This is a genomic window from Gemmatimonadota bacterium, from assembly GCA_039715185.1.
Lineage (GTDB): Bacteria > Gemmatimonadota > Gemmatimonadetes > Longimicrobiales > RSA9 > DATHRK01.
Genome location: JBDLIA010000065.1, coordinates 1 through 18,779, shown reverse-complemented (window position 1 = coordinate 18,779; position 18,779 = coordinate 1). Strand labels below are relative to the sequence as shown.

17 protein-coding genes are annotated in these 18,779 nt (G+C 70.5%); 5 read left to right on the top strand and 12 right to left on the bottom strand.

The genetic code is table 11. The features are described 5' to 3' along the window. Window positions 1-918: hypothetical protein (locus ABFS34_11840; protein ID MEN8376132.1), on the top strand; the 918-nt coding region annotated here is incomplete at its 5' end. A gap of 58 nt (window positions 919-976) precedes the next feature. On the opposite strand, the gene ABFS34_11835 is transcribed toward ABFS34_11840, so the two are convergent. The 6 genes from ABFS34_11835 to ABFS34_11810 form a co-directional block, all read right to left on the bottom strand. Next, complete coding sequence (locus ABFS34_11835; protein ID MEN8376131.1) at window positions 977-1,936, bottom strand: DUF5996 family protein; 960 nt, start codon at window positions 1,934-1,936, stop codon at window positions 977-979. A gap of 141 nt (window positions 1,937-2,077) precedes the next feature. Beyond that, window positions 2,078-3,766: an IPT/TIG domain-containing protein gene (locus ABFS34_11830; protein MEN8376130.1), complete on the bottom strand. Its 1,689-nt coding sequence runs from the start codon at window positions 3,764-3,766 to the stop codon at window positions 2,078-2,080. 212 nt (window positions 3,767-3,978) lie between these two features. Further along, a complete protein-coding gene (locus ABFS34_11825; protein ID MEN8376129.1) occupies window positions 3,979-4,608 on the bottom strand; it encodes a hypothetical protein in 630 nt (209 codons plus the stop codon). 91 nt (window positions 4,609-4,699) lie between these two features. Then, entirely contained in the window at window positions 4,700-5,269 is a 570-nt protein-coding gene (locus ABFS34_11820; protein MEN8376128.1) for a sigma-70 family RNA polymerase sigma factor, read from the bottom strand. A gap of 187 nt (window positions 5,270-5,456) precedes the next feature. Then, window positions 5,457-6,641 carry a glycogen-binding domain-containing protein gene (locus ABFS34_11815; protein ID MEN8376127.1) on the bottom strand — a complete coding sequence of 395 codons (1,185 nt, stop codon included), beginning with the start codon at window positions 6,639-6,641 and terminating at the stop codon, window positions 5,457-5,459. A gap of 22 nt (window positions 6,642-6,663) precedes the next feature. Continuing rightward, complete coding sequence (locus ABFS34_11810; GenBank protein ID MEN8376126.1) at window positions 6,664-7,323, bottom strand: glycogen-binding domain-containing protein; 660 nt, start codon at window positions 7,321-7,323, stop codon at window positions 6,664-6,666. 342 nt (window positions 7,324-7,665) lie between these two features. On the opposite strand from ABFS34_11810, the gene ABFS34_11805 reads away from it, so the two are divergent. Beyond that, window positions 7,666-8,625, top strand: a complete 960-nt coding sequence (locus tag ABFS34_11805) for a DUF4382 domain-containing protein (GenBank protein MEN8376125.1) — start codon at window positions 7,666-7,668, stop codon at window positions 8,623-8,625. A gap of 87 nt (window positions 8,626-8,712) precedes the next feature. On the opposite strand, the gene ABFS34_11800 is transcribed toward ABFS34_11805, so the two are convergent. Genes ABFS34_11800 through ABFS34_11790 form a run of 3 tightly spaced genes read right to left on the bottom strand, consistent with a single transcriptional unit; the run spans window position 8,713 to window position 11,250 of the window. Beyond that, window positions 8,713-9,057, bottom strand: a complete 345-nt coding sequence (locus tag ABFS34_11800) for a hypothetical protein (protein ID MEN8376124.1) — start codon at window positions 9,055-9,057, stop codon at window positions 8,713-8,715. Then, window positions 9,054-9,827 (bottom strand): DUF4230 domain-containing protein, encoded by a 774-nt coding sequence (locus ABFS34_11795; GenBank protein ID MEN8376123.1) that lies wholly within the window; start codon window positions 9,825-9,827, stop codon window positions 9,054-9,056. The genes ABFS34_11800 and ABFS34_11795 overlap by 4 nt, the downstream gene beginning before the upstream one ends. Window positions 9,828-9,843: 16 nt before the next feature. Further along, complete coding sequence (locus tag ABFS34_11790) at window positions 9,844-11,250, bottom strand: amidohydrolase family protein (GenBank protein ID MEN8376122.1); 1,407 nt, start codon at window positions 11,248-11,250, stop codon at window positions 9,844-9,846. Window positions 11,251-11,466: 216 nt separating this feature from the next. Between ABFS34_11790 and ABFS34_11785 the strand changes: the two genes are divergently transcribed. Then, entirely contained in the window at window positions 11,467-11,976 is a 510-nt protein-coding gene (locus ABFS34_11785; GenBank protein ID MEN8376121.1) for a sigma-70 family RNA polymerase sigma factor, read from the top strand. Beyond that, entirely contained in the window at window positions 11,960-13,339 is a 1,380-nt protein-coding gene (locus ABFS34_11780) for a zf-HC2 domain-containing protein (GenBank protein ID MEN8376120.1), read from the top strand. The genes ABFS34_11785 and ABFS34_11780 overlap by 17 nt, the downstream gene beginning before the upstream one ends. 49 nt (window positions 13,340-13,388) lie before the next feature. Here ABFS34_11780 and ABFS34_11775 read toward each other — a convergent pair whose 3' ends face one another. From ABFS34_11775 to ABFS34_11765, 3 genes are read right to left on the bottom strand one after another with little or no spacing between them, the layout of a single operon-like run. After that, on the bottom strand, window positions 13,389-14,156 hold the full coding sequence (locus tag ABFS34_11775; protein MEN8376119.1) for a HEAT repeat domain-containing protein: 768 nt from the start codon (window positions 14,154-14,156) through the stop codon (window positions 13,389-13,391). 15 nt (window positions 14,157-14,171) lie between these two features. Further along, complete coding sequence (locus ABFS34_11770; GenBank protein MEN8376118.1) at window positions 14,172-16,907, bottom strand: HEAT repeat domain-containing protein; 2,736 nt, start codon at window positions 16,905-16,907, stop codon at window positions 14,172-14,174. A gap of 3 nt (window positions 16,908-16,910) precedes the next feature. Then, window positions 16,911-17,309 (bottom strand): BlaI/MecI/CopY family transcriptional regulator, encoded by a 399-nt coding sequence (locus ABFS34_11765; protein MEN8376117.1) that lies wholly within the window; start codon window positions 17,307-17,309, stop codon window positions 16,911-16,913. A gap of 91 nt (window positions 17,310-17,400) precedes the next feature. Here ABFS34_11765 and ABFS34_11760 point away from each other — a divergent pair. Then, on the top strand, window positions 17,401-18,779 hold a 1,379-nt coding region (locus tag ABFS34_11760), incomplete at its 3' end, for an NAD(P)/FAD-dependent oxidoreductase (protein MEN8376116.1).

The window sequence follows — 18,779 nt, the reverse complement described above, 5'->3', positions numbered from 1 at the left end:
CCGCCTCCGCTGGACGCGTCCACGGCGGTCGTATCCCCGTTCATCAAGGGCGGCCTGAACCAGAAGTACCGGCGCCTCTACGTGCCCGCGTCGTTCTACGGCCCCGGCTCGAACGGCGGCTTCTTCGTGGCGGTCGTGGACGTGAACCCCGCGTCGGGGGACTACCTGAACACCATCGGCTGGGTGGACTGCGGCTGGCTCCCCGAGCAGGTGAGCTTCACGCAGGACGGCGAGACCGGGGTGGTGGCCAACTACATGGAGGGCACGCTCACGATCTTTCGCGTGAGCGATCACGCGACGCTGGATGAGGTTGCGCTCTTCCCCGGCGCCGGCGTCGATGAGAACCTGGCCGGCAACGCCGGCACGTTCGCGCGGTCGGTGGTCACGACCACGGTGCCCGGGAAGGGCAACGTGGCGCTCGCTTCGCTCACGGATGTGACCGGCTTCGGCGGTGTGGCCGTGGTGGAGTTGGACGATCCGTCCCACCCGGTCACCAACCTCACGCGACCGGAGTTCGGCTTCATCGATGGCGTCGCGGTCACTCCGCAGAAGGACCGCGTGCTGCTGGTGGACGCCACCTCGGCCGCACCCAGGCTGCACGTGTACCGCATCCAGGGCGCGGCGTTCGTGTTCGAGAAGTCCATCGCGCTGCCGACCGGGGGCTCGGGGCGCGTCTACATGGGAGGCATCGCGGTCCGCCCCTCCGGCAACCTGGCGTTTCTGGGGACGGGTCGCAGCCCCACGCAGGGGATCGGCGCGCTGACGTGCGTGAACTACGACACGGACACTGTCTTGGATCTGCCCGACAGCATCGCGGACGGGACTTGGGACCTGGTCATCCGGTCGTTCGGCCTGCCGCTGAAGCCGTACATCTTCGTGGCCAGCACGTCCGGGAAGCTCACGATCATTCCGTGCTGACGCGGTAGGTAGCATGGAGGAGGGCCGGTGAGGCGGGACGCCGGCCCTCTTCGACGCCCTATCCGATCGCGACCGCCTCCTCCAGGCGACGCAGTTCCCCCGTCGGCCGCTCGAGTGATGCCCGGTCCCAGTCTCCCAGATTCGCGGCCGCCTCATACGAGCTCTGTAGGAACTCCATCAGCGCAGCGTCTGGATCCGGCGCCGAGCGCACGACTTCATAAGGCAGGAAGAACTCGCCCATTTGTTCGCTCCAGAACGCCCCGGGTGGGCCCACATCGGCGTGGGCGAATCCGTCGGGGGTCGGGTACGCATACGAGTAGAAAGCCGCCTCCATGTCGGGCGAACCAGGCCAAAATCCGGCGCTGCTCACTTCGTGCGAGTAGGCCTCGCGGGTCACCCAGTCCGGCAGACCGGGGACGCCGCCGGGGTGCGCGGGCGCTACGCGTCCGCTGAACCTCGTAACGGCCAGATCGGGGGCTCCCCAGAAGAAGTGCACGGGACTGCACTTGCCAGTGAAGCGTGCGCGGAAAGCCTTGAACACACGGTCGACCTCGACCAACGCACGCCAGAACCGTGCGGCGGCCTCCGCGTCGTAGGCGGCTGGCGCCGTGTTCTGCTGGAAAGGAATGGGCTCGGGCACTTCGTTGGGGTTCGTGCGAATCGCCACTGGGCGGCCCAGCGAAGTCAAGACGTCCATGACGCTGGCGTAGAAGGCCGCAACCGTTCCGGTTTCGAGTGCAACCGCGGCCGAACCCCCTTCGACAGCCCTGATTCGGAGGACGTGTTCGACGAAATCGAACTCCATGTCGAAGGTCCCTGCGGGATGGGGCACCGGGGTGGTGGTCAGTCCACGAGCGGTCACGTGGAGGACGGCGTCCCACCAGTGATTCGCTACCGGAGCGTGAACGAGCCGGATCTTGCCTAGGATCTGGGTCCACATGTGAACTGTTGAAAGAGTATCGCCCCACGAAGCGTAGGGGATGGCCGGCCAGCGGTCGGCATCTGACTGCACAGTCATGGCCTGTGCTCCAAGTCCGGTGTGTGTTGCCTCAAGATAAACATGAGAAACGCGTCAAGGCACCCGCGCCCGAAACGAAAGAACCCGGGGCCGCGCTGGGCGACCCCGGGCTCTTCCTGCCAGTCGAGGCAACTGTCGCTTCTAGTAGAACACCACGGCGTCCGACGCCTGGCCTTCCGCCGAACGACTGGCGCCACCGAGCACCAGCACGTGCCCGGTACCGTCGCTCTCCAGGAAGGTCACCGCGGCCTGGTTGTACAGCGAGATGCCGATCTCGACCTCGATGATCTCCGAGCCCGTGGCGCCGTTCCAGGAATCGGTTGTGCCGTCGTTGTTCAGCGAAGCGAAGGTGTTTTCGCTCGAGCCGGGCTGGCCCGCGTACACTCCGGAGGTCGCGAACAGGGCACCGCCGCCGAAGATCGCGCTGTGCTTGCTGCGCGCCTTGGACATCGACTGGGTCGCGCTCCAGCCCCCCGACAGGTCGCCCGTGCGCACGCTTATGCGCGCGAAATGCACCGCGGAGGTTTCCGACCCCGTCAAGCCGGCGGTGACCGGGTCGGTCGTGCCGGCGTCGCCGCCGATGACGTGCAGGAACGGGCCGAAGCCGATCTGCGCGTGGTAGGCGCGCGGCCCCGGAAGCGTCCCGATCGACTCCCACGCCCCCAGCGAACCGTCCTCGGCGATGGCAGCGCGATACACGACGCCGGTCGCCGCGTGCAGCGAGTCTGCGCCTCCGGTCAGGTAGAGAAAGCCGCGGAACAACGAAGCGGACGCGGAATGCAGCGGCTGGGGCAGGGTCGATGCCGGCACCCACGAACCGAGCGATCCGTCCAGCCCGATCTGCGCCATCCAGACATCGGCCGAGGTCGCCCCGGCGTCATCCACGCCACCTATGGCGTACAGGATCCCGCCGGTGGTCGTCGTGTCCAGCGCGGCCGTGAACGCCGTCGCCGCCGCAAGCGTGTGGTACGCGCGCGCCTGGGGGAGCGGCGTGGCCATGTTCCAGCCGCCGGTCAGCGCGCCGGATTCCTGGACGGTCGCCGTGTACACCGAGGTGGTGGCCACGTTGAGCGTGTCTGCGCCGCCCACCGTGAAGATGTGATTGGCCGGCATCGCGCCGTCCTCGATCGGGACGAACACGGCCCCCAGGCCCTGGAGCGGCTGCGGCAGCGCCGTCGTCTGCGTCCAGTTGATCAGGCTCGGGCTGAAAACGCCGCTCTGGATGATTCGGAATTCGATGGAGTCGCTCGCGCCGGTGGCGGTCTCCACCCAGACCAGCGACGTGTCGGCGGTGGTCTGCGGCACCTGCGTCACTATGAACGAATCGTTCCAGTCCTGGTTCTGGTCGAGGATGGGCGCCGCCACCGCGCTACCATCGCCCGCCCGGAAGAGCACCGATCCCTGCGCCAGGTCCAGGCTGTCGCCGAACGACGCGCCCTCGATGATCACGGTCATGCCACGCAGGCCGGTCGGGCGCGAGACACCGTTGATCCGGAACGCCTCCGGCGCGACGACCGTGAACACGCTGTCCAGCACCGCCGAACCCGTGCCGCGGTTGACCACGCGGATGTCGTAGGTCGTCCCAAGCGTCAGTCCGGCGGGCGCCAGAGCGAACACCGCGCCGCCCTCCAGCGCGACCCTCGGGGACTGGATGTCGTCGAAGAAGACGCTGACATCGGTCGCGTCGAAGCCCTGGCCGTCGATCCGAACCTCGGTTCCGGACGTGCCGACCAAGGGAGAAACAGAAACCAACTGAGGGGGAACCGCGATGGGGTCCGATCCGTCGTCCCCGCACGCCGCGGCGCCCATCACGAGGCTGGCAGCGATCATGCTTCCCGTCCACTTCCGCACACGCACCCGCATACTGCTACCTCCGCCATGCTGTCCCGGGGAGAGCGGGACGTTACCTCACGGACGATCGGCGGGCCCCCGGCGTCACATGCCCGCGCACGGGTCGCCGCCGGGCGGGGGATCTGTAGATGCGAAACGCCCCGCGACCTCGGTAGGTCGCGGGGCGTTCGTGGTCGGTCGGGGAGACCTGGTCAGTTGTTGCGGCGCCGCCCAGGCGGGTTACCCGATTTTCCCGGCGGCTCCTGCGGTGCAGCGCCGGGCGTCGGCACCCCGGCCGGCGGGCCGCGCTGGCCGTCGCGCCCTTGGGCTCGCTGACCCTGGGCCTGCGCGGGCAACGCCATCAGCTCACCCGGCCCGAGCTCGAGCGCCGCCGTGACCCGGTCCAGCGCTGTCTGCGACGCTACGCCCATCTGCACCAGTTGCGTCAGCACCGCCATGGCAACCCCGAGCCGCTCGCGCGGGGCGTTTCGCGCCACGTCCGAGACGGCCTGACCGTCTACGCCCGCCAGGAGCGCGTCCGCGCCCAGCGAGAGGTCTCCGTCGGAGACGTTCTGCGCGGGATCGTCGCCAACCTGCATGAGCGCCTGCGCCTGCTGGAGAGCGCCGAGGCGCTGCTCCACGGCCGTGGCAATCCGAGCCATCGGCACGCCCTTGGCGCGCCCCTCGGCAATCTTGCTCTCGAGCAGCGACAGTGGCACGCCCGCCTCGGCGGCCTGCTGCAGCGCGGCGGCGACGCGGTCCTCCGGGTCCTGACCAACCAGGACCGCGGGGGTACCCGCAGCCAGCACCGCGGCGAGGGCAAGGATAGTAAGTTGTCTCATATCACTACGCACCCAGCTTATACCAGACCTCCGCACGCTTCTGGAGTTCGCGGTAGAGACGTATTGACGAATCGTTTGGTCACATCCGACTCTAGACATCATCGTCCACCCCCATCGCTCGGAGCTCCTCGCGTAGCGCCTCGCGCGCCCGGTGCACGCGCATCTTCATGGCGCTGACGGAAGCCTCTGCCAGCTCGGCCATCTCTTCGTAGCTGCGCCCCTCCAGGTGCTTCATCAGGAACGCGTCGCGCATCTCGCCGGTCAGTCTGCCCAGGGCCTCGTCCAGCTGGTCGCGCAACTCGGATCGCTGCGCGCTCGCGCCGGGATTGTCCCTGGACGCCGCGAGGTTCACGGTTTCTATCGGCACCGACTTTCTGCGGATGTTCTTGACGTGATCCAGCGCCCGGTTGCGCAGTATCCGGAACACCCACAAGCCGAAGCGGTCGGGGTCGCGGCACTCCTCCAGCCTTCGATACGCCACGATGAAGGCGTCCTGTACCAGGTCCTGTGCCGCGTCACCGTCGCGGGTCATGCCCGCGGCGTGATGGAACAGCCCGCGTTGATGCCGACGGATCAGCTCCCCGTAGGCGTCGGCGTCCCCCGCCCTCACGCGCGCGACCAAGTCGCCATCTCCCACCTCGTTGACGTTCGCCACCCTCACCCCGCGTTCGGCTTCAGCCCCGCTAGGTGTGCCGGCGCGGAAGTCCCGTGTGCACCGAGGCGCGCGATGCGCCCGCGGGGCAAGGCGAAACGACGCGCCGTAGCTACGGCTACGGCAAGGAGTTCCAACGCCGCATCCGCGGGATGCAGCGCGCGCCGAATGCCTACGGGACTTCTGCAACGGTACACTAGTTCACGATCAGGACGGCCACCCACCCGCCCATTCCGTCTTCCCTGCGACCCGGCGTGCCCTCGGGCACGAACCACCCACCATCCCCGTCCACGAAGGCGTAGCTGTACACGCCCTCTGGAAGCGGCGCGCGGTACACCCAGTACTCACCCTCGAGCGTCATCGCGCGAGCCTCCCAGTTCGTGAAGTCACCCGCGATGGACACTTCGTCGTACGCGCCGTCGGCACGGAGGCGAACCTCCGGCGTGCCGGAGGCGGCCACCACCGGCGGCTCAACGCCGGCCAGTTCAGTAGACCCCGGCTTGTGGCCTCCGAGCGTTATGGAGGTCCCGATGCTCCAACTGGTGCGCGCGTCGTTGAGGTAGAGCGGATCGAAGGCTTCGCGCCGCACACCCGCCCGTACCCAGGCTCGGTCCGCGAAGCGCACCGCAGCCCCTACCTCCCAGGGCGTGTCGTCCACGCCGGCGGCAACGTCGCCGAGCCAGGTTCCGGCCGAGGCCCAGCCGGCGATCCTGTCGCCCGCCGCGTACGCGCTCAGCTCGAGCAGCGTATAGCCGCCTTCCTCGGCAAACAGGTGCCGAGCGGAGCCGGTGATCCGGGAAGGGGTGCCGCGGGGAGTGACGGCAGCAAACCCCTCGACCACGCCCACCGTGCGCGTGAACTCGGTGCCCTCGCCGAACCCGCTGTGGTACACCTGACCGCCCCCTGCAACCCCCAGCTCCACCTCCGGAACGACGGCGTATCCCAGACGCGGGAGCGCCTCCGCGCCCACGCCGACCCCGGACGCTTGCCCGAACGGGTCGTCCTGGCCGAACACCTGGCCGCCCAGGTCGAGCCGGGGCCGCCAGCGATCACGCGTCACCCCGGGGCTCGCCGCGATCCATACGCCTCCCCAGAAGGGGTCGTCGGCGGTCAGCGCGGGGGAAACGGAGGCGCCGAACCAGAGGTCGGGGCGCGCGTGCATGATCCCCAGAACCAGGTGCGACGTTTCTATGTCGCGCTGCCCGAGATCGAAGGTCGCCTGCCCCGCGTCGATCGACAGGGTCGATTCCTGAGCCGCGCCGGGGGACGCCAGCGGGCCAACGGACGCGAGTCCCCCCACCACCAGGATGCGCAAGAGCGCCCCGGACCTCGCGCGATGGCTGGTCCGCGGCGCCTCGTTCGTCGGCCGTCCCGTGGCCATGGGCCCGTGCCCTGGCGTTGCCTTAGAGGGCCGTGTTCGGGGGGAGAATCGAAAGGCGACTGTTCACGCCGCCGAAGCCGTCATCAACGGTCGCGGCGAGCGGGTCGGGGGTCCAGCGCTGTCCGTCCACGACGAACGCGTAGTCGTGCACGCCGGGCGCCAGCGGCACGGAAACGGTCCAGACGCCGGGCGCCGTCTCGTACAACTCGTAGCTGGGCTGCCAATCGGTGAAGTCGCCGGCGAGGGATACGGACGAGGCCTCGGGGGCGTCCAGGCGGAAGTGCACGAAGATCTGAGACTGCTCGGGGGCCACGCGGGCGTCGGTCGGGCTGGCGGCCCCTCCGCTGGTGAGCGCGAACGGCAATGCCACCGCGAGCGCCAACAGGAAGGCCCCGCCCAGCGCAAGCGCGGGGCGTACGGCCATGGGTCGTGGCTGCCAGAGCCACCCCGCCGCGTCCCGGATGGCGGACACCGCACTACGAGGACGAGCGGAGGCCTGGCTCGGTTGCTCGATCACACGTAGCACGGCGCCGCTCATATCCGGAACCTGCGCGGGCAAGAGCTGCTCGAGCCCAACCGCGATGGTCGACTGGAACTGCTGGGCCAGTCGGGCCTCGTCAGCGGTGAGCGCTTCGAGCGGAAGCTCTCCGTCCAGGTACGAATGAATGCGGTCGTTCATCATGCCTCTGCTGTGCTGGACGATCGAGGGAAACGAAGAGTCACATCGGTGAGAGCCGGTTGCCGGCTCCGGCACCAGATGCGCATCTGGAGACGGGGCGTTCCGACGCCTCCGGCCGCGGGGATCGGCCGGTTGGCGGGTGGCCAGGTCTCTGCGGGTAGGATGCAGCGCGAATCACGTGAGGTCCAGGGTCTTATCCGCTGGGGCGTATCCCCAGGAGGATGTGACCTCGCGCGCGCACGGGTCGTCTGCAACGGGACTGGATGCAGCTTGAGCGCGCCGGCCCGCGGTTGGGTGGCAGGGCCACCGAGGGCCGTGTGCGGGGTTTCAACTCGTAGAGGATTCATGTTTCCCAAGTCCGTAAGAGGCCTGCTCACCGGGCTGTTCGTGGTTGCCGGCGCGGCGGCCTGCGACGACCCGTCCGGGGCCGACGCCTCCCGTATCTCGATCCTCCTTACCGACGCGGCGGGCGACGAGGTCACCGCGGCCTACGTCGGCATCTCGCGCATCGAGCTGATGGGCGGCGGGGCGGAAGCCGCCGGCGGCGCGATCGTCCTGCGGGACACGCCGTGGGAAGGCAATGTGGTGGAGTTGCAGAACAGCTTCGCGACGCTGGTCGGCGAGGTGGAGATCCCGTCGGGCCACTACACACAGGTGCGCATCATCTTCACCGGCATGTGCATCGAGGTGGATCAGACAGGCGACGAGATGGCCGACGCAAGCTTCGCGACGCCCGGTTTCGACGCGTGCGGCCCGAGCGACGAACTCGGCTTCCTGCAGACCCCGAGCTTCATGCAGACGGGGCTCAAGGTGAAGCTGCCCGGCGGCAATTTCGAGGTCGATGGCGGCACGCACATCGTCCTGATGGACTTCGACGTCTCCGAGAGCTTCGGCCACGCGGCCGGCAACAACGACCGCTGGGTGGCGCACCCGAGCATCAAGGCGAGCGAGTTCCACCTGGCCGCGTCGGTGACGGTCAACGTGGTGCTGAATGGCGCGGGCCTGGGCGGGCTCTCGGCCAACGATGTGTTCGCGGCGATGAGCGCTTCGCTGAGCGGCGAGTCCATGGCCGTCGTCCAGGATGGCGATGGTGCGCTCACCGGCAGCGCGGTGTTCGCTCTGGTGGTGCCCGGCGACTACACGGTCGACGTGAGCGCGACGGGGTTCGATCTAACCGCGCTCGCCGACGTGGAGGTGGACGGCGGGTCGGCGGCGACCGGCGCTGCCCTACCGGTAGGCGTGTCGCTCGGCGAGAGCGGGGACGCCATCGTCGACGTGAGCGTGTCGGGCGTGGTCGAGGAGTAGCAGGCTTCGACCCGCGCGCGGCCGGCCAGGCCGAGCGCCGTCGCGGCAACATGGAAGGCCCCGCGGGCGCTGCTCGCGGGGCCTTGTCTATGTCGGTTTGCCGGCGACCGCGACCATTCGCTCGAGCCGCGCCTGCATTTCCCGCAGAATCGCCTCTCGCGGGTCGGTCTCCTCTGAAGCGCCCGCGCTGACGGCCGCCTGATTCAGGTCCCGTACCAGACCGAGGAAGTCGCCCACCTCGGCGCGGAGAGCGTGGTACCGCCGGCGAGGGCCCAGGATGCGGTGCGCCAGCGTCCACACGCCGCCCTGTATCAGGATCACCCCGATTATCACCAGGGCGAGCTGCGTCTGCGGGTCGTCGCTGGTCACGACCCCGATGAAGATGACCGCCATGCCTAGTGCAGCGAGCAAGACACGAACAAGAATGCTCATTCTATGACCTCCGTTGGAATGGACGGTCTGTCGCTGAATAGTACTACGATGCGCGGGGCGTGCACTCCCGCCGCGGCGAGCGTAGGTCCGAGGATCCCCTGCACGGCCCGAGCCGTGTTGCGACGGGGCTGATCCGAATCCCGCAGGTGCGCTTCGCCCTGGGCGCGTAGCGCGGTCTCCATGAGCCGAATGGCCTCCTGCTCCACCTGGCGGCCGCTGCGCGAGTAGAGTCGGGCCCAACCCACGTCGGTCTCCACCTCCATGTCCTCGAGCACGGGTTCGATCGCCCACACGGCCGGAGGTGAGACCGTCACCGTGACGGAGGTGTCGGGTCCTATCCGGATGTGCTCGAGCCGGAAGCCGGCCAGATCCACGCCGTACGACACGCGGCCCGGCATGCGCACGGTCGCGCTCGTGGTACCGAGGTTCAGTCCGATGATGCCCGGCAACAGTCGCTTGGTGTTGCGCACGGTGGTGGTCGCCGTCAGGTCCACGAACCCGGTCACCAGGAACGTCTCCGCGCTCTCTCGCTGGATGGCCGCGTAGACAGCGCCGCGAATCTCTTCGCTCGTTGGCCGGAGCATACGCATGGCCCGCAAGACGAGCACGACGGCGATCGCCGTGAGCGCGACCGCGGCGAGAAGCCCGACCCAGCGCGAGCGCCCGCGCGCAAAGGGGGGAGGGCGGCGAGGCCCGTCGCCGGGGACGCCCGCCGGCGCCTCATCGGCACCTCCCGAGAGGGGGTGGGACCGGCCGCCTGGATCGATCACGGCCGGTCCGGCTGCGTCAGGGGGCTTCCGGTGTCGCCGATCTGTTCGCCTCCGCGATCTCGTCCAACCCCGCCGCTATTTCTTCGGCGCTGAGCCAGCGTCCCTGTACCATTACGCCGGCGATCCGGCGGACGTTGGCCACGCTTTCCAACGGATTCGCTTCCAGCAAAATCAGGTCCGCGGCCTGCCCCTCGGCCACGGTACCGCGATCGTCCGCGCCCAGGTGCCGGGCTACGTTGACGGTACCGGTGCGCAGCGCCTGGTACGGCGTCAAGCCCGACGCCACCAGCGTTTCGAGCTCTTCGTGCATCGAGAACCCCGGAACGTTGAAGATCTGCGGCGCATCCGAACCCAGCAGCAGCGTCACGCCCGCGTCGTGCAGCTCCTTGATCAGCCGGCGACGCAGGTCCACGAACCGCCGGCCTCCGTCCGCGTCCGTCAGCGCGCGAACGTTGTCGACGGCCTGGCCCCAGTTGGCGCGCACCTGCGGCGGGACGTAGCGCACGTCGTCGCGCGCGTAGAGCTCATCCACGCTGCCACCGAGGAGCAGGTCCTCGAACAGGCTCTGCGTCGGCACCTGCGCCATGCCCGCCTCTGCCGTGAGCCGCACCAGCTCGGCGACGCCGTCCTCGACCACGTGGTCGATGGCATTGATGCCGAAAAACTGCGGCTGCGGCGCCCCCTCTCCGAGCAACGCGTTCACGTAGCCGTCCAGGTGGTCGATCGTCCAGCCCTCCAGCTCCATGAAGCGGTGCACGCCTACGTCCGCCGGAACGTGCCCTGCGAAGCGCATGTCCAGCCTCTGGGCGGTCGCGGCCAGGGTGTCGAACGTCTCGCGCGTGATGCCGGGGTGGATCTTCATCAGGTCGTAGCCAGCTTCCGCCTGCGACTCCACCGCCGCGCGCGCCGACGCCGGGGTCGGAATGCTGTTGCCGTTCAACGAGGGACCGGTCGTGACCAGACGCGGACCCAGCTTGCGGCCGTTGTTCAGATCGTCTCGTAGCGTCAGGTGGTGGGGGGCGCCCAGCATCCCCCGGATGGTCGTCACCCCGTTGGCCAGAAACAGGAACAGGATCTGGTCCGTGAACTCGCCCTGGTCCGCCTGCGGCGGCACGTGCGCGTGCATCTCGGACAGACCGGGCATGAGGTACATCCCCGCCGCGTCCACGACCTCTGCGCCCGACGGGACCTCCGCGTCTGCCCCGCCGATCCAGGCGATGCGCCCGTCCTCCACAAGCACGGTCCGATCCTCCTGGACTTCTTCGGACGACATCGGCACGACGCTGACTCCCACGAACGCGAAGTCCGCGCTGGACGGCGGGAGCGAAGCGTCGGCGCCCGCCTGGGCGCAGGCGGAAACGGGGAGAAGAATGGCGCCGACGGCGGCGAGCGCGCCCCCGGGGATCCTGGTGAGTGGCGTCACGGATGCCTCCTATTGGTGGTTCGAACCGTGCGAATAGTGGGATGACGCCGGCCCGGGAACAACGAAGCGGGCCTGACGCGGGGGATCCTTTCCTTTCCGCGTCCGGCGACCTGTGCAACTGTGGACCCGTCCATCGTCCCTGAGGTTGGAAGCGGGCGTCTCCGTTCGCCGCGGCGAACCGGCGACCGCCCGACGGAACCGGGTGTACCCAGAGCCATGGCCGTCGACTGGGAAGCCGTCTACCGGGAATCGTGGAGCGATCTCGTGGGCTACCTCTACCACAAGGTGTGGGACGAGGAGCGCGCGCGGGACCTCGCCCAGGAGGCGTTCGTGCGTGCTTTGCACACCCAACCGGACAGCCCCCGCTCGTGGCTCTTCACCATCGCCGCGAATCTGGCCCGCGACGAGGCGCGCGGGGCGGTCAGGCGGCGCAGGCACTTGATGTTGCTCGAAGCTCAGGCGCCGGCCGCCGAGCCCGCCCGGGATGTGCTCGGCGACATGGAGCGCGAGGAACAGTCTCGCCGGGTGCGCGTGGCGCTGGACGCGCTGAAGGATCGGGACCGCGAGGTCCTGCTGCTGCACCAGGCCGGGCTGGACTACGGGGAGATCGCGACCCGCAGCGGGCTGTCGAAGGGGTCCGTCGGCACCACGCTGTCGCGGGCCCGCAGGCGCCTGCTCGAGGCGTATCAGGAGACCGAGGAGGGAAGAGATGCCGCACGCGGATGAGGGGCGGCTGCACGCGTACCTGGACGGGGCGCTCCACGCGGAGGACCCCGCCGCCGCGCGTGACCTCGAGCGGCACCTGGAGGCCTGCGCCGACTGTAGCGCGCGCCTGCAGGCCGAGCGGGAGGTGCGCGAGGGCGCGAGCGCGCTCCTGGGCGCCGCGCTGCCGCCCTCGGTGGCCGCGCCCCCGCCCTGGGAGGAAATCCTGCAGCGCGCGGGTCCGAGCGAGGCGGGCGCAGCCGGTGGTGGTGGCGGCGGCGAACCGTCCGGGCTCGAGGGCGACCGAGCGACACCGTCCCTGGGGTTCCGCTGGCTGCCCGCCGGACGCCGTCTGGCGTGGGCGGCCAGCGTCGTGCTCGCGCTGGGAGTCGGCTGGTGGTCCCACGCGTTCCTGGGCGTGGAACCGTTCGAGGCTCGGGGCACCGACGACACGTTCATCGACGCGGAGGCGGCCGCGGGCGCGCCCGCGTCGGAGGTCGATCTCCTGGACGCGGAAGAAGGTCCGGAGACGCCAGAGGACCGTCCGGTGGGGACGGCGCCAGCTGCCGCCGCTGCCAACGAAGCTCGCGCCGCCGAGGACCGCACCGAGGACACCGCGGGCGCCGCCCCCGGTCAGCGACAGCGCGCCGTGCTGGAGTCGGCGCCGGCGCCGGACCGGGACGGACCCGCCGAGCTTCGGGATGCGGCGCGCGCGGCGCCCGCCGAGGCCCAGCGCGAAGCCGACCTGAGCGGCGCGCGCGCCGACGAGAGCTTCGAGCGGGCGGAGGGGGACGGGCTCGCCAAGAGTACCGACAGCGCCGCGGTCCCGCTGGAGCAACTCATAATAGAGGCAGGCCCGCGGCAAGGCCTAGCCGACACGGCCGGGGTCGTCGACTCGCTGGGCCGCAGGCTGTTCGCGGCGGACACCGTCGTGATCGACCGCCGAGCGGACCTGAGGGTGCATGTGGAGGGCGAGACGATGCCGCAGCTTGCCGAGGCGAGCGCGCAATGGCGGGACGTCGACCGGTTGGAGGCGCGAGAGCTGCTCGGGAGCGCACCCTTGGGCGTGCGCGGGGCCGAAACCATCGCGCTGTCATGGGGGAGCGGGGGCAAGACCCTGCGCGTGACTCAGCGCTTGGAAGACGGCGCGTTGATCGACCTCTACGAGTGGGCCGTCGGCGGCGCGGCGGCAGGTGACGCCCAGTTCAGATCGAGCACGGGCGACTCGATGGCCCCTCGCGACGACGACTTTGCCCTGGGAGGCGAGCGGGCCGCGCTTCCCGTGGTGACGCGAGACGGACTCCGCGTTACCGCCGCGGGCACGGCGGACGCTGCGGTCTTGAGACTCCTGCTGGAAGCGTTGGAACCTCTGGACCCTGCGCCCTGATCGGGGGGCCGACAAGGCCCGGACCCCGTCAAGGGCCCGGGCCCGACGCCTAGCCCGAGATTTCCCCCAGCGCGCGCGCCGCGGCGCCGCGTACCTGGGCGTCGGCGTCACTGGCCAGCGCCCGCGACAACGCCGGTATCGCCGCCGGGTCCTCCAGCTCGCCCAGCGCCCACGCGGCGGCTATCCGCACGTCCGCGACCGCGTCACCAAGCAGCCCCTCGAGCGGCCGTCGATCCGCCCGGCTTTCGAGCGCGCCCAGTCCCAGGGCTGCCCGCCTGCGCCTGTCCGGAGAGGCGTCCCCGAGCGCGGGGCGCAGCAAAGGCGCCGCGTGCGCCGGCTCGGCGCGGTCGAGCAGGCCGAGCGCCACCCGGGCGCGGCAGCCCGCGCCGTTGAACAGAGCGTCCACGAGGATGCGCGCGCCCTCCGACGTATCGGCGGCGTCCAATCCGGCTTCCAGGCGCGCGGCGGCTCCCGGGTCCGGCGCCAGCAGCGCGCGCGACCGTCGGCCGGGCCAGAAACCGTGCACGCCGCCCGCGGCGAGCTCGCACGCTATGGGGGGCACTCCCTCCACGGCCCTCAGCAGCTCCTGCAGCGCCACCGGGTCCGCGCCCTGTCTCGTCCCCGCGGGGTTCCGTCTTATCGACAGCCGCGATCCGCCGAGGAGACCCTGCGGCGCGGCCGACGCCGCCCGCGGCAGGTCGGGGGTGGCCGGCGGTACGGCGTCCGCCCCGTTGGGCCCGCCGCCCAGCGCGGACCAAGCAAAGGCCATCAGCAGGCCCAAGCCGCCCGCCGTCGATCCGGCTGAGAAAGCAGTCATCGTCGCCTCCTCGACTCAGAAGTCGGGATCGGGGTCGGGATCCGGGTCGTCGGACCAGCTGTACCAGTCGTCGTCCCAGTGATCCCAGTCCATCAGGTCCCCGAAGACGTCGTCCCAATCGAAGTCGAAGTAGCTGTCATCCCAGTCATACCCGTTTCCTCCGCCGAGCGCGGCGGTGGCGGCGCGGCGCATGTCGGCGTCCCCCGACTCCAGGGCGTCGATGATTCCCTCCATGGCGTCGGGCGTCTCTATGTCCGCGAGGCCGCGCAGGGCCATGAAGCGGACCTGCCGATCGTCGTCGGCCAACGCCCTGCGCAGCGCCGGGACGCCGCGCGGAGACTCGATCTCGGCCAGCGCCCAGACGACTACCTGGCGAACCCTCAGGTCGGTGTCCACGGCCGCCGCGGAGAGCGCTTCCACGGCCGCGCCGCTCTCGATCTCGCCCAGTGCCCACGCGGCGCGCAGGCGGACCGCGTTGTCCGCATCGCGCAGGAGAGGAGTGAGGTGCGGCACCGCCCGCCCGCTTTCGATCTCACCCAGCGCCCACACGGCCGTGGCGCGCACGGAGGCGTCGCTGTCCGAAAGGGCTTCCGCTACGACGTCCACGCCCCTTTCGCTCTCGATTTCGCCCAACGCCCACACCGCGCGCCGGCGCATCGCCGGGTCGGGATCCGACAGGGGCGCGCGGAGGTACTCGACGCCGTCGGGGTGCTCTATCTCGCCCAGCGCCCAAACCGCCATGGCGCGCAGCTCGTCTTGCTCATCTCTGATGACGCGCCCAAGGGCGGGAATGGCGTCCGGGTGCTCTATCTCACCCAGCCCCCACACCGCCAGCCGGCGCAGCTCTTCGGGTGCGTCCGAGGTGGCGATATCGGCGAGCGTCGGGATCGCGTCCGGGTGCTCTATCTCGCCCAGCCCCCAGACCGCGCGGCGGCGGATGTCGTCCGGTCCAGCCGACGTCGCGATCTCGGCGAGCGCCGGAATGGCGTCGGGGTGCTCTATCTCGCCCAGCGCCCAAACCGCCATCTCGCGCACCGACATGGACGCGTCGGTGCGGGCGGCCCGCGCCAGGGCAGGTACGCCCAGCGGGCTTTCGATCTCCCCGAGCGCCCAGGCTGCGGCCCGGCGCACGTCCTCGTCGGGGTCTTCGGCCAGCGCCCTGGAGAGCGCCTCGACCGCGCGCGGGTCCTCCACGTCGCCCAGCGCGAGCGCCGCGGCCGTGCGCGTGCGGGGGTCCTCATCGTCGGTGAGGATCGGCGTCAGCGCCGCCACGAGGCGGCCGCCCGACACTTCCTGATCGAACGTGTCCTGGATATCGTCGATGGCGTCGACCGCTCCGCGTGCGATGTTCGCCAGGTCGTTTCCGAGCTCGGAGGCGCCTCCGCCGAGGTGCTCGATGCGGTCGGCGGCGCCTTCGACGGCGTCGGTCAGGGTGCGCTCCACAGTGTCTACCGCGCGCTCTTCTTCCTCCAGCTCCACCGGCGCCGCGTCCAACTCGGCGCGCTCGACTTCCGGGAAGCCATCAGGCTGCGCGTCGGTCGACGCGGGCGCGCCGATTATTGCCGGTGCCTCTGCCTCGGAAGGCGCCAGCGCGGCCAGCGGCACGGCGACCAGCGCCACCAGGGCGGCCAGCGTGACGATCGTGCCCCGCCCGGCCGCGGCGCGGCGGGCGTCGGGCTCGAGGATGGCGAGGAGCCGTCCCTCGAACTCGGTCCGGCGCGCCATCGGGATCGCGGTCGCCGGCGACGGCACCGTCGAGCAAGCGCGCAGGATCGACAGGAGGTGGTCGGCGTACGCGGACGCGCGCGTGCCGGCTCCCAGCACCATGTCGTCACACGCGCGCTCGCTCTCGGTGCGCAGCCGAGCGGCGGAATGCCACGCCATGGGGTTGAACCAGTGCAGCGCGCAGGCGAACCGAGACATCAGGTGAGACAGGACGTCGCGCCGCTGGATGTGCGCGAGCTCGTGCAGGATCACCGCGCGCAGCCGGTCCTCGCTCCAGTCTTCGAAGCCGTCGGGTAGCACGATGGTGGGGCGCCCCACGCCCGTGGTGATGGGCATCGAAATCTCGTCGCTGTGAACCAGCCGCACGTAGCTGCCTATGCCCAGCCGGCGCGCCAGGTGGAATACGCTGCGCTCGGAGGGCTCGTCGGTGAGCTCGCGTGCCCGCGAGACCAGCCGGCGCACGCGCACGCTGCCGATCAGGAGTCGCGCGACGAGCAGCAGCGTACCGGTCGCCCACAGGAGCAGCAGGGCCCGCTTCAGCCCCAGCGCGGCGAGCGCGCTCCGGGCGCCCGCCACCGCGCCCACCGGCTCGGCCGCGACTCCGTCTTCGGTGGCGCGCTCGGCCTGGAGCCGGTCGCCCGACCCGGCGGCCGCTGCGCCGGCCATTGCGCCCGGGTCCACTTCGGACCGCGCGTCGCGAGCAAGCTCCGGCCTGGCGTCACCGGTCGTCTGCACGGCGGGTGGTGCGGCGTCGAGCGCGGGCTGAGCGCCCTGAGCCGCCGGCGCCCCGGCCGTCAGCGGCAGGACCTTCAGTCTCCACGGCAGGTTGGTAGACAGCAGCGGCAGGGCCAGAAAAGCGACTATGCCCGCCGTCCAGGCCGCGTGTCGGACGGCCGCGGAGCGATCGCGCAGCAGACGCGTGAGGCCGGCGATCAGCAGGAGCAGCAGAGACCCGCGCACCGTCACATCGACGAGCAGCCCCAGGAAGACGTCCTGGTCCAGGCCAAAGAGCGGAAAGCCATTCATGTTCTACCTGCCTTCGTGCTCGGCGCGCCCGATGGCCGCCGCAAGCTCGTCAAGGGTCGTTGGGCTCAATCCTGTATCCGACATGCGCAACAGCGCCACCGCTGCCTCCGCCGGCGAGCCGTCGAAGAATGTCCGTACCACGTGCTTCAGCGCTGCGTTGCGGGCCCGTTCGGGTGCGACGACGGGCGCGTACAGGTACCGCCCCGCGTCGTCGCGGTGGCGCACCCGCCCCTTCTTTTCCAGCACGGCAAGCGTGGCGCGCACGGCGGAATAGCTGGGCGGATCGGCCAGGTCATCGCGCACCTCCGCCACCGAGGCCTCGCCTCGCTGGAAGAGCGCGTCCATGATCTGCCGCTCGCGCCGGCTCAGGTCCCCCAGATAGGATTCGTTCCGTGCGATCATTCTGTTTCGCCTTCGACCTGTGTGCTAGAAAACCAGCATCGTGGTGCTGGATTTCTAGCATCGAGATCTGCGGCTGTCAAGGGCCCCTTTCGTGAGCGCATCCGGGGCGGTGATCGTGGGCGCAGGTCCCAACGGTCTGGTGGCGGGCATCGAGCTCGCCCGCCGGGGCATCCGTGTGACCGTCCTGGAGGCGGCAGAGTCGGTCGGGGGCGGTCTGCGATCGGCTTCGCTTACGGAGCCCGGCTACGTGCACGACATGTGTGCCTCCGTGTTTCCAATGGGCGTCGGGTCGCCGGCGCTCAGCGCGCTGCCTCTGCAGGAGCACGGCCTGCGCTGGGTCCACCCCGATGTTCCGCTTGCGCATCCCTTGGACGGCGGACGGGCGACGGTGCTGCACCGCTCGCTGGGGGAAACCGCCAGCGGCCTCGGCCGGGACGGCGCGGCCTACCGCAGGCTGGTCGGAGGACTGGCGGCGCGCTGGTGGGATTTCGCCCGCGACGCGCTGGGCCCCATCGGGGTTCCTCGTTCTCCGCTCCTGCTGGCTCGCTTTGCCATGCACGCGGTGCGCTCGGCCGCCTCCCTGGCCCGCTACGCCTTCCGCGAGGAGGAAGCCAGGGCGCTCTTCGCGGGCTGCGCGGCGCACTCCTTCCTGCCGCTCGAAAATGGGCCGTCGGCGGCGTTCGGGACGGTGCTGCTCGCCGCCGGCCACGCGGTCGGCTGGCCGTTCGTCGGGGGTGGCTCGCAGCGACTCGCCGACGCGCTCACGTCCCTGCTGCGCGCGCACGGCGGAGAGGTGAGGACCGGCGTGCGCGTGGACGCCCTGGAGGACCTGCCGGACGCGGACGCGGTGCTGCTGGATCTGGCGCCGGCGCAGTTGGTGGCCATGGCGGGTAATCGCTTGCCGGAGCGCTACCGGAGCGCGCTCGAAGCGTTCGAATACGGACCCGCGGTCTTCAAGTTGGACTGGGCCCTGGACGCGCCCATCCCGTGGGCCGCCGAGGCCTGTCGGCGAGCGGGGACGGTGCACGTGGGCGGCACGCTCGACGAGATCGCGGCTGCGGAGCGCGCGGTCTGGGAAGGTCGGGCGGCCGAGCGGCCGTTCGTGCTGCTCGCTCAGCCGTCCCTGTTCGACCCGGAGCGCGCGCCGGCGGGCCGTCATACGGCCTGGGCGTACTGCCACGTCCCGCCCTATTACGCGGGCGACGCTACGGCCGCGATCGAAGCCCAGATCGAGCGCTTCGCGCCCGGTTTCGAGGCGCGCGTGCTGGCCCGAAGCGTCAGGGGGCCGGCGCAGATCGAGCGCGACAATCCAGCCTACGTCGGCGGACACGTCGTGGGCGGCGTACCCACGTTCCGGCAACTCCTCATGCGCCCGACGCCGTCACTGAGGCCCTACGTCACCCCGCTGCCGAACGTCTACCTGTGCTCGCAGTACACGCCGCCGGGCGGTGGCGCCCACGGCATGTGCGG

Excerpts from the sequence above, each read along its gene's own strand:
- ABFS34_11785 (MEN8376121.1), top strand. The coding sequence starts at position 11,467 with ATGGCCGTCGACTGGGAAGCCGTCTACCGGGAATCGTGGAGCGATCTC.
- ABFS34_11825 (MEN8376129.1), bottom strand. The coding sequence starts at position 4,608 with ATGAGACAACTTACTATCCTTGCCCTCGCCGCGGTGCTGGCTGCGGGT.
- ABFS34_11815 (MEN8376127.1), bottom strand. The coding sequence starts at position 6,641 with ATGGCCACGGGACGGCCGACGAACGAGGCGCCGCGGACCAGCCATCGC.
- ABFS34_11775 (MEN8376119.1), bottom strand. The coding sequence starts at position 14,156 with ATGACTGCTTTCTCAGCCGGATCGACGGCGGGCGGCTTGGGCCTGCTG.
- ABFS34_11830 (MEN8376130.1), bottom strand. The coding sequence starts at position 3,766 with ATGATCGCTGCCAGCCTCGTGATGGGCGCCGCGGCGTGCGGGGACGAC.
- ABFS34_11810 (MEN8376126.1), bottom strand. The coding sequence starts at position 7,323 with ATGATGAACGACCGCATTCATTCGTACCTGGACGGAGAGCTTCCGCTC.
- ABFS34_11835 (MEN8376131.1), bottom strand. The coding sequence starts at position 1,936 with ATGACTGTGCAGTCAGATGCCGACCGCTGGCCGGCCATCCCCTACGCT.
- ABFS34_11800 (MEN8376124.1), bottom strand. The coding sequence starts at position 9,057 with ATGAGCATTCTTGTTCGTGTCTTGCTCGCTGCACTAGGCATGGCGGTC.
- ABFS34_11780 (MEN8376120.1), top strand. The coding sequence starts at position 11,960 with ATGCCGCACGCGGATGAGGGGCGGCTGCACGCGTACCTGGACGGGGCG.
- ABFS34_11765 (MEN8376117.1), bottom strand. The coding sequence starts at position 17,309 with ATGATCGCACGGAACGAATCCTATCTGGGGGACCTGAGCCGGCGCGAG.
- ABFS34_11805 (MEN8376125.1), top strand. The coding sequence starts at position 7,666 with ATGTTTCCCAAGTCCGTAAGAGGCCTGCTCACCGGGCTGTTCGTGGTT.
- ABFS34_11770 (MEN8376118.1), bottom strand. The coding sequence starts at position 16,907 with ATGAATGGCTTTCCGCTCTTTGGCCTGGACCAGGACGTCTTCCTGGGG.